General features: G+C 39.4%; 12 protein-coding genes. 7 read left to right on the top strand and 5 right to left on the bottom strand.

Annotated features, from left to right (window positions below):
• The first annotated feature begins 27 nt into the window (after positions 1 to 27).
• Positions 28 to 783 (top strand): polyprenol monophosphomannose synthase, encoded by a 756-nt coding sequence (locus tag AACZ87_RS05610; RefSeq protein WP_339865662.1) that lies wholly within the window; start codon positions 28 to 30, stop codon positions 781 to 783.
• Here AACZ87_RS05610 and AACZ87_RS05615 read toward each other — a convergent pair.
• Complete coding sequence (locus tag AACZ87_RS05615; RefSeq protein ID WP_339865664.1) at positions 758 to 1,975, bottom strand: FtsX-like permease family protein; 1,218 nt, start codon at positions 1,973 to 1,975, stop codon at positions 758 to 760. The genes AACZ87_RS05610 and AACZ87_RS05615 overlap by 26 nt on opposite strands.
• Before the next feature lie 294 nt (positions 1,976 to 2,269).
• On the opposite strand from AACZ87_RS05615, the gene fmt reads away from it, so the two are divergent.
• From fmt to AACZ87_RS05645, 6 genes are all read left to right on the top strand, one after another.
• Positions 2,270 to 3,196: a methionyl-tRNA formyltransferase gene (gene fmt, locus AACZ87_RS05620; RefSeq protein WP_339865666.1), complete on the top strand. Its 927-nt coding sequence runs from the start codon at positions 2,270 to 2,272 to the stop codon at positions 3,194 to 3,196.
• 99 nt (positions 3,197 to 3,295) lie between these two features.
• Positions 3,296 to 4,225 carry a DUF4412 domain-containing protein gene (locus AACZ87_RS05625; protein ID WP_339865668.1) on the top strand — a complete coding sequence of 310 codons (930 nt, stop codon included), beginning with the start codon at positions 3,296 to 3,298 and terminating at the stop codon, positions 4,223 to 4,225.
• Between the two features lie 64 nt (positions 4,226 to 4,289).
• On the top strand, positions 4,290 to 4,799 hold the full coding sequence (locus tag AACZ87_RS05630) for a dihydrofolate reductase (RefSeq protein ID WP_339865670.1): 510 nt from the start codon (positions 4,290 to 4,292) through the stop codon (positions 4,797 to 4,799).
• Entirely contained in the window at positions 4,792 to 5,577 is a 786-nt protein-coding gene (locus AACZ87_RS05635) for an SDR family oxidoreductase (RefSeq protein WP_339865672.1), read from the top strand. Before AACZ87_RS05630 ends, AACZ87_RS05635 begins: the two co-directional genes overlap by 8 nt.
• 4 nt (positions 5,578 to 5,581) lie before the next feature.
• Complete coding sequence (locus tag AACZ87_RS05640; protein WP_339865674.1) at positions 5,582 to 6,832, top strand: competence/damage-inducible protein A; 1,251 nt, start codon at positions 5,582 to 5,584, stop codon at positions 6,830 to 6,832.
• A 95-nt stretch (positions 6,833 to 6,927) separates the two neighbouring features.
• Positions 6,928 to 8,223, top strand: a complete 1,296-nt coding sequence (locus tag AACZ87_RS05645; protein WP_339865676.1) for a dihydrolipoamide acetyltransferase family protein — start codon at positions 6,928 to 6,930, stop codon at positions 8,221 to 8,223.
• Between the two features lie 36 nt (positions 8,224 to 8,259).
• Here the strand turns inward: AACZ87_RS05645 and AACZ87_RS05650 are convergent, their stop codons facing one another.
• From AACZ87_RS05650 to AACZ87_RS05665, 4 genes are read right to left on the bottom strand one after another with little or no spacing between them, the layout of a single operon-like run.
• On the bottom strand, positions 8,260 to 11,124 hold the full coding sequence (locus AACZ87_RS05650; protein WP_339865678.1) for an ATP-binding protein: 2,865 nt from the start codon (positions 11,122 to 11,124) through the stop codon (positions 8,260 to 8,262).
• Positions 11,124 to 12,131 (bottom strand): Cache sensor protein, encoded by a 1,008-nt coding sequence (locus tag AACZ87_RS05655; RefSeq protein ID WP_339865680.1) that lies wholly within the window; start codon positions 12,129 to 12,131, stop codon positions 11,124 to 11,126. The genes AACZ87_RS05650 and AACZ87_RS05655 overlap by 1 nt, the downstream gene beginning before the upstream one ends.
• 22 nt (positions 12,132 to 12,153) lie before the next feature.
• Positions 12,154 to 12,393, bottom strand: a complete 240-nt coding sequence (locus AACZ87_RS05660) for a hypothetical protein (protein ID WP_339865682.1) — start codon at positions 12,391 to 12,393, stop codon at positions 12,154 to 12,156.
• Positions 12,390 to 12,806, bottom strand: coding sequence for an OsmC family protein (locus AACZ87_RS05665; protein ID WP_339865684.1), 417 nt, complete (start codon positions 12,804 to 12,806; stop codon positions 12,390 to 12,392). Before AACZ87_RS05665 ends, AACZ87_RS05660 begins: the two co-directional genes overlap by 4 nt.
• Positions 12,807 to 12,866: the final 60 nt, after the last annotated feature.

The following is a 12,866-nucleotide window of genomic DNA, read 5'->3' on the forward strand; positions in this document are numbered from 1 at the left end:
TAGGGTTACTTTTGGCTTTTGCTTAAAATGGACCACAGAAAACTCGTCATAATCCCAACTTTCAATGAGAAAGAAAACATCGTGGAGATGATCCATGCCGTGATGAATCTTTCGGGTGGATTTGAGCTTCTGGTGATTGACGATGGTAGTCCAGACGGCACTGCGAATTTGGTGAAAGGCCAACAAGTAGTATATTCCGAACGACTTCACCTAATCGAACGAAAAGGCAAATTAGGATTGGGAACAGCCTACATCACAGGCTTCAAATGGGCACTGGAGAAGGATTACGACTTTATTTTCGAAATGGATGCCGATTTTTCCCACAATCCAAATGACTTAATTAAACTGTATGAAGCCTGTGCAGACAGAAGTTTTGACTTGGCAATTGGCTCTAGATACATCACCGGAGTAAATGTAGTAAACTGGCCTATGGGCAGAGTTTTGATGTCTTATTTTGCAAGTGTATATGTGAAATTCGTCACCGGTTTGCCGATAAAGGACGCGACCGCAGGATTCAAATGCTATCATAAATCTGTACTCGCAGGAATCAAATTAAATGAAGTAAGATTTGTTGGCTACGCATTTCAGATTGAGATGAAATTTACCTCGTGGAAGCTTGGGTTCAAGTTGGTAGAGATACCGATCATCTTTACGGATCGTACCAAAGGCACGTCAAAAATGAGTCGGGGGATTTTTAAAGAAGCGGGGTTTGGAGTGATTTCTATGAAAATCAAAAGCATTTTCAGCCCTTACCAGCTTAATCAAAGCGGATTGACCGAATAGGATCTACCTTAGAAATCACCATTACAGGTATCCACAAGACTGCAGCGGTAAGTACCACAATTCCAATATTGATGAGAACAAATGCTGACCAATTCCAATCAATTGGCACGTAACTCATATAATAGCTCCCAGCATCCAGAGGTATCAATTTGAATTGATCCTGCAAAAAGCCGATGCCCAGTCCTATCGCATTTCCGATAACCATTCCTCTGAGTAGGATATTAATTCCATTCCAAAAGAATATTCGACGGATTTGAGTATTCCTAGTACCAAGCGCTTTCAGGAGACCGATCATTTGGGTACGCTCCATGATCAGGATAAAAAGTATCGCTCCCATGTTGAAAATTGCCACAAAACCGATCAAGCCAATAAAAACATAGACATTGTTATCCAGAAGACTAAGCCAATCAAAGATTTCCAGGAATTTATCCTGACTACTAACCAGCTTTAAATCATAATCCATAAGCTCCTCTAATGAAGAAGTATATGTCGGAATATTATTGAAGTCATCAACAAAAATTTCCAAACCTCCGACTTGATCGTTTGTCCAATCGTTTAGGTTTCTGATGGTTTGCAATTCACCAATGATAATCTTTTCGTCGAAGTTTTCCAGGTAGGTTTGAAAGATGCCTACTACCTCAGCCCTTCTAAATCTCGGTGGGTCTTGTACAAAATAAAGCGTGATTTTATCGCCTACTTTCAATAGCAATTTATTTGCAATGAACTGACTGAGCATGACCTCGTTGCTCGTTCCTTCTTCAGGAATTCGAAGCATCCTTCCGTCAATCACGTATTTTTGAAATCCCAAGGTATCAAAGTCTGGCCCCACCCCTTTCATCAACACTCCTTGAACCTCATCCTCTCCTTTGATCAATGCAGCTTTGTGGGCAAATGCTTGCACCTTTTTGACAAAAGGAAGCGTACGGTATGATTTGTTGAATTGGGAGTTCAATGAAAAAGGTGCCTCTTCAAATGAATTGCTCATGGTAAAGCGCTGCACCTGATAGTGCCCTGTAAACCCGTAAACTTTTTCGGAGACTGTACTCTGAAAACCTCCCAAAACCATAAAGGAAACTAGAGATACGGCTAGCCCTAAGGCTAAACTTCCCACGGCTATTTTGTGTATGGTGGCCGAAAATCCCCCAGCTTTCTTAAAACTGATTCTTTTGGCTATGAAATAGGAAAGGTTCAAAGGACTGCTTTAATTTGTTCGATTAGAACGCAAAATAGCATGAAGCAAACGAAACTTTCGCCCTTTATTTAATATTTGAATTTAAGAGAGCCATTTCACGCTGATTCATCCGTCGAGTTAGACGCAGAAATCTCACCAAAAATTAACAGTTATACTAGTACTCATCTAAGCTATAGCTACTTGTAGGGTTTACAGCCTAACTCGGAATGGAGTTTTTGGCAGGTCAACTTATTGAATCTAAATCAATGCAGTCAGAACTAGCGCTCATCGTTTTAACTGCAAACTAATTTAACTATGAACAAGAATCTCAGAATCATTTATATGGGGACACCGGAATTTGCTGTTCCCGGCTTAGAATTGCTAGTGCAGAACGGTTGGAATATAGTGGGCGTAATCACCGCTCCGGACAAACCAAAAGGTCGTGGGCAGAAGTTAATTCCATCTCCAGTCAAAGAAGCAGCGATCAAACTTGACCTTAATATACTTCAGCCTACCAATCTCAAATCCCTTGAATTTCAAGAAGAGCTTCGCGCTTTGAAAGCAGATTTGCAGATCGTAGTGGCTTTTCGAATGCTACCAGAGGCCGTTTGGAACATGCCTCCTTTAGGCACATTTAACCTTCATGCCTCGCTTTTACCTAATTACCGAGGAGCCGCACCGATCAATTGGGCAATAATCAACGGAGATAAAGAGACTGGTGTCACCACTTTTTTCCTTAAGCATGAAATCGATACTGGAAGTATTATTTATCAAGAAAAAGTAAAGATTTTAGATGACGACGATCTAGGATCTGTCTATGAAAAATTAATGCATCTTGGCTCAAAATTAGTGCTCAAAACTGTGGAAGACATTGCCGAAGATAAAGTCAATGCTTTGCCTCAGGACGAATCCAAAGCCATTCATCATGCTCCAAAAATCTTCAAAGAAACTGGCGAAATCGACTGGAGCAACTCAGCAGAATCAATTCATAACCTAGTAAGAGGACTTTCTCCCTACCCTGCTGCTTGGACTAAATTTGACGGGAAAATCTGCAAAATTTACAAAACAAGATTCTCTACAAACCAATCTACGGGCAAACAAATTGGGCAATTAGAAACTGACAACAAAAGCTATTTGAAAGTCCAAACAGGTGAAGGTGTGCTGGAGATATCAGAACTGCAACTAGAAGGTAAAAAACGGATGAAAGTGGAGGATTTACTTAGAGGCTACAAATTCAATTAAAAAGGGTTTTTATCGAAAAAAGAGCAAAATATTTTATTTTTAACCTGATTTTAAGGAACTTAAGGACAGTATCTAAACCAATTTTTAAATTATATAATCATGAAAAATCTGTTAAGTAGCATCATATTATTGCTTTTCATCACTTCATTATCCTTTTCTGCCGAAGCTCAGTTCATCAAAAAAATTCAAAATGCAGCGAATAAGGGAATGGAGAGAGCTATTCAAGATAAGGTAGAAAAGGAAGCAGCCAAAATGACTGAAAAGCAACTTGAGAAAGTCTTTTCAGATATGTATGGAGACGCAGATAGTAGCTCCATGGGAGGCCTGGATATGGGCAAAATACTAGGTGGTCTTGGTGAGCCAGTAGATACCGAAGACGAGTATGATTTTTTTGGATATTTAGTTCTCGAAATGATCAGCACAAATGAAAAAGGAAAGACTGAGGATCCTTTTCTTTTAAAATCATATCTAGGTGAATCTTCCGAATATACTGGAATGGAATTAATTGATCCTAAAAACCCAAAAGCCACTACTTCAATGGTTTTTGATGTGAAAAATCAAGCATCAATTGTTTTCCTAGATAATAAAGGCGAAAAATCGAGTTTCGCTTACAAACTGAATATGGATGATTTGGATGAAATGGTTGATGAAAATCTAGATTCAAAAACTGAGGAATACGATATTACAATCGAAAAAACAGGAAACTCCAAAGATATTCTAGGCTATGCCTGTGAGGAATATCATGTGGTCAGTGAGGATGGAGAAGGCTATTACTGGTTGACAGAGAAACCTATTGGAGGTTATGCTTCTTTTTGGGGTGCCAATAGCCCTATGATGACTTCGAAAGCACAAGAAAGATATGCGCAACATTTTAAAAATATGCCAGAAGGAAATTTCATGGAATTGACTTTCACCTCTAAAGATTCTGAAAAAGTAGAGATGAAAGTGATAGAAATCGAAGAAGACTCTCCAAAGTCTCTTACTATGGCCGAATACCCCAACATTATGAATTCTGCGGGCATGAAGTAATTCTATCCTATTTTATTTTTTCAACGGGATAGGCCTATTATCTTCAAGGCAAGAAGCATTTTGCATGAAGATATCACTTATAGCAGCATTGGCTACTAACAATGTAATAGGTAAGGAAAACGATCTAGTTTGGAGATTACCGGATGATTTCAAACGATTTAAAAGAATCACTTCCAATCATTTTATCTTGATGGGTAGAAAGACCATGGAGTCTTTGGGAAATCCTCTTCCCAATAGAACTCATCTCGTGATTACAAGAAATGAATCATATAAAGCACCTGAAGGTCATTATGCTTTCCAAAGCCTAGAAGAAGCGTTTGCTTTTTGCCAAAAGAGAAATGTGGAGCAACTTTATGTAATCGGAGGAGGTGAACTATATAAACAAGCGCTTCCAATAGCTGATGAGCTCGTACTTACCGAAGTACATGCTTCACCCGAGGGAGATACTTACTTCCCAGAGTTCAACAAGAATGATTGGAAAGTGACATTTAGCGAATATCACCCCGCAGATGAGCGTCATCTACTTGCCTTCACCTATGTCACTTACCAAAGAATCCAAAACCACAATGTCTGAAAAAGTAATTTGGATCACAGGAGCCTCTTCAGGAATTGGTGAAGCTACAGCCTATAAGTTCGTCCAGGAAGGATACAAAGTCGTCCTTTCGGCAAGAAATAAAGAAGCGCTAGAAAGAGTCAAAAACTCAAGTTCCAGTCCACAGCACTGCAAAGTGCTACCGCTTGATTTGGTAGATCAAGCTTCTTTTGCGGAAAAGACACTAGAAGCAATTACTGCTTTTGGTCATATAGATATCATACTTCACAATGGAGGAATCAGTCAGAGATCCTTGATTAGAGACACTCCGATCGCTGTAGATCGCAAACTTATGGAGGTAAATTTCTTTGGGACTGTCGCGCTTACCAAAGAACTACTCCCGCATTTTATTGAAAGAAAATCAGGACAGTTTGGGGTGATTTCTTCTTTGGTAGGAAAATTTGGTTCGCCCTACAGATCAAGCTATGCTGCGGCTAAACATGCGCTTCATGGGTTCTTCGAATCTTTGAGATTAGAGCATTTTGAAGAAAATATAGCAGTGACAATGATTTGCCCTGGCTTTATCAAAACAGATGTTTCCAAAAATGCACTGACAGCTGACGGCACTCCTCTCAATGAAATGGACAAAGCGCAAGAAAACGGTATGAGCGCTGAAGATTGTGCTAAGGAGATTTTCAAAGCACTTAAAAACAAAAAAGAAGAAGTTTATATCGGTGGAAAGGAAACAATGGGAATCTATTTGAAACGTTTTGTTCCTGCGATTTTCACTAAAATACTTCGTAAATCAGAAGTAAGATAACATAATGAAGGTAGTTAGAGCCGAAATAATAGCCATTGGAGATGAGCTTCTTTACGGGCAAATAGTTGATACCAACAGTCACTGGATCAGTCAGGAACTTGATCTCATGGGTGTAAAAGTAGTGCGCAAGACCACTGTAGGTGATGACCGAAAAGATATTCTTAGCGCATTTGCTTCAGCAGAAGCTAGAGCAGATATCATTTTGATCACCGGCGGTTTGGGGCCAACTCAAGACGATCTGACCAAACCGCTCATGGCGGAGTACTTTAATTGTCCCATCGTAGAAAATCCAGCTGCAGTAGAAGCTGTTACTGAGTTTTTCAAAAAGCGTGGTAGAGAAATCACACCTCTAAACCTACTTCAAGGACATTTACCTTCATGCGCTACTTATGTGCCGAACCCAGTGGGAACAGCGCCTGGAATGTGGTTTGAGCGTGACGAAACCTACTGGATGTCTATGCCAGGTGTTCCTCACGAGATGAAAAGGCTGATGACAGACTTTGTGTTGCCGAAACTTCCAACCCTATTTCCACTTCCTGTCATTGTTCACCGTATGGTTAAGACAGTTGGAATTGGTGAAAGCTGGCTAGCAGATCTCATACGAGAATGGGAAAATGCACTTCCTTCTACTATTCGATTGGCTTATTTACCTTCGTTGGGGCATGTGAAGCTTAGACTAACTGGCTTTGGAACAGACAAGAACGAGATAGAAAATGCTATCCAACAGCAAATTGATTTAGTATTACCAACCATCGAAAAATACGTCTATGGCTACGATACAGAGTCGCTGGAAACGGCCATCGGCAAACTTTTGCAGACAAATAAGAAAACTGTAGCTTTAGCTGAAAGCTGTACTGGTGGTTATATTTCCCATCTAATCACCAGTATTTCGGGTAGTAGTTCGTATTTTCAAGGAGCAATAGTTCCCTATCACAACCAATTCAAGGAAAATGTTCTTCATGTAAATCCAAAAACCCTAGCAGACTTTGGAGCTGTAAGCGAAGAAACTGTAAGAGAGATGTCAGCAGAAGTTCGGGAGTTGTTCAGGTCTGATTTCGGCTTAGCCAGCAGTGGAGTCGCAGGTCCAAACGGAGGGAGTTTAGAAAAACCTGTAGGGACAGTTTGGATTGCTTGTGCCGGAGAAGGATTTGTAGAAACGAAAAAACTTCAGCTTACGCAGGATAGAATGCTCAATATTCAACTTACGGCTGTTGCGGTTTTGAATCTACTTAGAATTTGTATTTTAGAGAAATAACGAATAAAATTTCTATTGAAAGGTTTGGGATAGAGTTTTATAAAATTTAATTTTAAAACTTGAATATAAACCCAATAAATCATTAATTCATAACCATGGCAATTGTAGAAATGCTGATGCCCAAAATGGGCGAGAGTATCATAGAAGGTACAGTGCTTACTTGGCTTAAAAAAGAGGGTGACACGATTGAACAGGATGAATCTGTATTGGAAGTCGCTACTGATAAGGTTGATACTGAAGTACCTTCTACCCATGCAGGCATCCTAAAGCAAATCCTCGCACAAGAAGGAGATGTGATCGCTGTGGGTGCTCCTATTGCAATCATAGAGACTGAGGGCGAAGAAAAAAACGCTGCAACTCCTGCGGGGTCACAAACAGCTACAAAGAAAGAAGAATTAATAGCCGCCGCACCCGAAAATACTGCTGCAATTCTCTCAACAGAGGAAACTCCGCAATTAATTGACACAAGCGATGACAGATTCTATTCTCCCTTAGTTCAAAGTATTGCAAAGGAAGAGGGAATCTCTAAGACTGAGCTAGCCAAAGTACCAGGAACAGGCAAAGACGCTCGAGTGACTAAGCAGGACATGCTCAATTACTTGGAATCAAGATCTTCTTCTGCCAAACCAGTTTCATCAATTCCTTCTATTTCTGCACCAAAAGCACCCGTTAGCATTTCTGGCTCGGATGAGATTATCGAAATGGATCGCATGCGAAAGATGATTGCCAAGCGCATGATCGAATCAAAGCAGATTTCGGCACATGTCACTTCATTTGTAGAAGCTGATATGACGAACATTGTACTTTGGAGAGAAAGAAATAAGGATGAATACAAAGCGAAATTCGGAGAATCGATCACTTACACCCCATTCTTTATTGAGGCAGTAGCAAAAGCAATTCGGGATTTCCCAATGATTAATATCTCAGTGGACGGAGACCGAATTATTAGAAAAAAAGATATCAATGTTGGTATGGCAGTAGCATTGCCTAGCGGAAATCTAATTGTCCCTATCATCAGAAATGCTGATCAGCTAAACCTAGTAGGAATCTCTAAGAAAGTAAATGAGCTGGCTAACCTTGCTAGAAGCAATAAGCTGAATGCAGATCACTTAGCGGGAGGAACTTACACCGTTTCTAACGTTGGTTCCTTTGGCAATGTGATGGGCACTCCGATCATTCCTCAACCTCAGGTTGCAATAATGGCCGTGGGTGCAATAGTCAAAAAACCTGCGGTAGTGGAAACTCCTACAGGAGATGTGATTGCTATCAGACACAAAATGTTCCTTTCCCACTCTTATGATCATAGAGTGGTAGATGGTTCATTGGGAGGTAGGTTTGTTAAGAGAGTTTCTGATTATTTGGAAGCCTTTGATATTAACACTCCCCTATAATAAACACACAAGCCGGTATAAAAACCGGCTTTTTTTTCAGTTGACTTTTTTAAATTCCTTTTTCAAAGAATATTCTTTTAGTTTTTCAGCTAAAGAAATCAGGCGAATAGGTTTAGTCAAATAATCATCCATGCCTGCTTCAGTGGCCTTTTTCTGATCCTCATCAAAAACGTTTGCCGAAAGTCCTACAATAAACACCTCCCCTTTTTCTCCCAAATCCCTAATCCTAATTGCTGCTTCCAAGCCATTCATGACCGGCATCTGTACATCCATCAAGACAATATCAAATTCAGAATGAATCACCATTTCCAACGCTTCCTTTCCATTTTTTGCTACTTCAAAATCATAACCTAATTGCTCTAGCATGAGGGTCATCAGCTGCAAATTCAGTTCATTATCTTCTGCCAAAAGGACTCTAAGAGGATATTCCTCGGCCATTCCATTCCAATTCGTCCGCTGAGGCAATTCATTGGAAGGAGTCTTGGTAGTGATATCAGAAGCATCCTTTAGTATCACCGAAAAGGCAAAAACAGATCCTTTTCCTACTTCACTCGAGATGGTGAGTTCCCCACCCATTAATTCCACAATCTTTTTTGCGATAGCTAATCCCAGCCCAGTACCTTGATAGCTACGGGAACTTGAACTTTCTACCTGAAAGAATGGATCTGTAAGCCTAGGGATCTCTTCTTTTGAGATGCCGATTCCACTGTCTTGAACTGTACATTTCAGGTAATTAATCTTTCCCGAAATATTCTCCATTTCAAGTTTCACCAAGACATTTCCTCCCTTAGAGGTGAATTTCACAGCATTGCCTACCAGATTTAGAATGATTTGATTAATCTTCTCTACATCTCCCTCCATCATCCGCAGGGTTTGCGGATCGCAGGAAATATTAATAAATACTCCCTTCTTTTGAGCCAAACCATAAAAGATCTGAACCTGCTTTTCTAACTCTTCGGCAGGGCAAAAAACTGATGTATTAATATCTATTTTACCCGCTTCAATTTTTGAATAATCTAAAATATCCTTGATTATGCTCAGTAAAGAATTCCCCGAAGTTTTAATGATATCCAAGTATTGTAGCTGTTCTTCATCCAAACTTGTTTGATCCAGCAAATCAATAATCCCAAGTAACCCATTCATGGGTGTCCTGATCTCATGACTCATATTTGCCAAGAACTCAGACTTAGCCCTGCTCGCCAGATCTGCCGCATTCATTGCCTCAACTAGTCCCTTTTCCCAGATACGTTGACTTGTAATATCCTTGGCAATAGACATCATTCTTTTGTCATCTAGTGGGAAAAACCTAACCTCGAAGTATTGGCTCTCTTGCATTGATATTAATTGCAAATCTACGGTCTGGATTTGTCCGGTTTTTCTAGCAAGGTTGAAAGCAAATTGGGTTTGTTCCCGTTGTTGTTTAGGTATGATTTCAAAAAGAGATTTGCCTTCAATTTCTTCACCTGTAGCTTTTATCAACTTTTGATCTCTAATGTGCGACTCCAAAACAACTCCTTCATTATCGTAAGAGAATATAACATCCGGAATATTGTCTATTAGATTTTGAAGACGCTTTCCACTATCAATCAACTCTTGTTTACTTTCGAATTGATCAGTTACATCGGTGCAAATACCGAGTCCACCATTAAACCTACCCTGCTTGTCAAAAATCAGTTTCTCGAAAATTCTTAGTCTTACTTTTGAACCATCAGGCTTTTGAAAATCATACTCCAAATCTACGTGAGATTTATTCTGACTCAGTGCACCTCTCACTAGCTCCTTGACATTGAGCGCATCCAAATGCCCTTCTTCCTCACTAAATGCGGTCAGGAATTCAGATTTGGGATGCCCGAGAACTTCCTCCACTTCGTCACTCACACGCGTGATTACTCCTTTGAAATCATGGAAAAATACGAAGCCTCGTAGTTCTTTTAACAAAATATTTTGCTGATCAAACAACTCAGAAATCTCTTCAGCACTCTCCGTAAGCAACTTCTCAGATTCCATTCTATTTTTCAATGAAAATGAAAAGAATATCACAGTGGATATCAGCAAAAGGACAAAACCAATGAAAAGGAATAGATATGTACTGTATATTCCACTTGTCATCACCTCCGATTCAATCATGAAAATGAGTGCCGCATTTTCATAAAACTCGCCGAAGTCAAAAGGGTATTGGACCAAAAGCCCTCCACCTAAATCCCCACCTTTAGTCCAATCAATCTCATAAATCCCTATGACTCCTATCGATACATCATTCTTAATATGAGAGAGAGACTTGTCGTCCAAAGAAAGGGCAGTCATATTCTGACTTGGATCTAAATTGAACAGTTCCCCGTCCAGCATGAGGAGTTTACTTCCCCCTTTATTCAAATAATAATGGGTCACAAAATCCCGAGTAAATCTGACAGGATTCAGGGAAAACATGAGTTCAAATCCAAAGTCACTGCCGCTGGTATAATATTCAAAATCATGCTTTCCCTTATTCGGAATGCCTTTATTAGCTTTATTTCTAATAAAATCATTCCTTTCCGTCATGGTTAGGAAAACAACAGAATCTTGAAGGTTCACCCAAACGGTGTCCACCAAACCTGGATAATTGTTAAAAATCCTCCTTACAGCTTTGGTCAAATCTCCCCTGAAATCATCTGGATCCAAATCTTCGTCCTCCAAATAATCTATCAGTTCTTCGGCATTCTCCTCAAATCGACCAACCTCAATTTCAATTTCCGTAGCTGCAATCTCCGTCTGCTTCCTTAAAAACTGCTTTTTAGAATTTAATTCGGCATCATTAATTGTTGAAAAAAAACTTACAGCGAGACTAATCACCAAAAGTACTAATGCACTTCCACTAACTATAGTTAGCCATAAATCTCTGCGATATCCACTTCTTCTATTCATTATGGCCTAAGTTCTAATTCGATTAAATACCAATCAAGAAGTGTAAATGGAACAGCGTATGCAGCCTTAGGACTAAAATCATCCGTAAAAGAGAAGTGGCTTTCCTTCTCCATCACAAATACTTGGGCCATACTTCTTACCTCGTTATTTTTACTATTGAACAGATTAAAGTCTGAAATCCGGAAGTTATCAGCTAAAATGGTTTCTCTATAAACGTGGTGTTTCAACGGAGGAAAACTTAAGGATTCTATTGCTGCTGATTTTCCACCCACTATATCCCCCTTATTATTTACAATTAAAAATTCTCCTTCGCGATTATCTAAATACCTCCCAATCAGTTCATCTACTGTAATATCGAGACCCAGTACGGCATAGAGCTCCTCCCCGTCGTATACAGGATGAACTAAGGAAAGTATCCAGCCTCTACCCGCAGGATCAACATAAACTTCAGGTATCCAAACTGGCCCTTTTTCGGGATTATGTTCCAAATCGCCCTCGTAGTAGAAATTAAAATTTGTGAGATCAACATCTGGATCTAAAAGTGTTTTGGCATCATATGCTGGAAAAACACGAGAAACTTGATCAGCTGTATTATAATAGACCTGGGCCAGCATACTATATTTCTCAAAAGTCTGTCTAAAAAGTGAATCCATGCTATTTGTGAGCATCACATTTTCCATGGATTTTTCAAAATCTTTCGAAGTGTTCAGGACTACTACCGAGCTTAGCTTTTTTGAATCTTGAGGTGTATTGGTAGAGTAGCCTTGATCAAAACTGTACTCATTCTGGGTTGGAATCTGAAGTAAACTATCTCTGTTTGCCAGCAAAAATTCAAAATGATCTTTAAGGTGAATTATTTCATCATTCAGCTCAAATAGCTCAACCTCCATTTCTTGAATGATTGACTGATCCATGACCAAACTTTGATCCCTAGAAGAATTTGAGGAAGGCTCACAGGAATGTAGAAAGATGGATACAGGGAAAATCAAAAAAAGAAGTTTCTTCATAAGACTGCTGATAGACGGGAAATTATAAATTTTCCATCTCAGCACGAAATGTTTGTCCCATTTCCTTAAATCGTGATTTCACTTTTTCAAAAAAATCTCCAGACAAAAAAACGTCCAAATCCGCTTCATCGAGCACATCCATTTCAGAGATTTTAAAAGTCTGTTCGAACGGACCGAATTCAAATTTGATGATGTATTTATTATTCCAGGAGAACACACTGATTCGTATGTCCTCCTGTATAAATTCTTTCACAACTCTCATTCAGCCGTTTTTACTTCTGATGAAAAGGTTATAGTTGCTTTCAACGAAGAGGCCACAGAGCAGTATTTCTCTACAGAAAGCGCAACCACCTTTGCAAACTCTTCCTCTTTAGCATCTGGAGAAATCAATACAAAATTCAAATTGATATCAGTAAAATATGCTGGCACACCATCATTTCGAATACCTTCTACTTCTACAATCAAATCAAGAACCGTTTTACGTTTCTTTTTCATCATCAAAACTGCGTCAACTGAAGCGCATGAACCTAAAGCTGAAAGAACCAAATCCATTGGCGACTGCGCTTTTTTATCCTGAGGATCATACATGTCGATCTTTACAAGATTTCCTTGAGGATTTACTGCCTCATATTCGTGATCCGCTTTCATGCGAACCGTCACATTCCTTTTTGCCATTTTATCTCTAATTAATCAATAGACTTATTTTTCTTAAGAAGTTTGAAATCTTCCAATTTT

The sequence above is a fragment of the uncultured Algoriphagus sp. genome (assembly GCF_963974365.1).
Lineage (GTDB): Bacteria > Bacteroidota > Bacteroidia > Cytophagales > Cyclobacteriaceae > Algoriphagus.

Coding starts and splice junctions, on each gene's coding strand:
- AACZ87_RS05610 (WP_339865662.1), top strand. CDS start 28: ATGGACCACAGAAAACTCGTCATAATCCCAACTTTCAATGAGAAAGAA.
- fmt (WP_339865666.1), top strand. CDS start 2,270: ATGAACAAGAATCTCAGAATCATTTATATGGGGACACCGGAATTTGCT.
- AACZ87_RS05625 (WP_339865668.1), top strand. CDS start 3,296: ATGAAAAATCTGTTAAGTAGCATCATATTATTGCTTTTCATCACTTCA.
- AACZ87_RS05630 (WP_339865670.1), top strand. CDS start 4,290: ATGAAGATATCACTTATAGCAGCATTGGCTACTAACAATGTAATAGGT.
- AACZ87_RS05635 (WP_339865672.1), top strand. CDS start 4,792: ATGTCTGAAAAAGTAATTTGGATCACAGGAGCCTCTTCAGGAATTGGT.
- AACZ87_RS05640 (WP_339865674.1), top strand. CDS start 5,582: ATGAAGGTAGTTAGAGCCGAAATAATAGCCATTGGAGATGAGCTTCTT.
- AACZ87_RS05645 (WP_339865676.1), top strand. CDS start 6,928: ATGGCAATTGTAGAAATGCTGATGCCCAAAATGGGCGAGAGTATCATA.
- AACZ87_RS05650 (WP_339865678.1), bottom strand. CDS start 11,124: ATGAATAGAAGAAGTGGATATCGCAGAGATTTATGGCTAACTATAGTT.
- AACZ87_RS05655 (WP_339865680.1), bottom strand. CDS start 12,131: ATGAAGAAACTTCTTTTTTTGATTTTCCCTGTATCCATCTTTCTACAT.
- AACZ87_RS05660 (WP_339865682.1), bottom strand. CDS start 12,393: ATGAGAGTTGTGAAAGAATTTATACAGGAGGACATACGAATCAGTGTG.
- AACZ87_RS05665 (WP_339865684.1), bottom strand. CDS start 12,806: ATGGCAAAAAGGAATGTGACGGTTCGCATGAAAGCGGATCACGAATAT.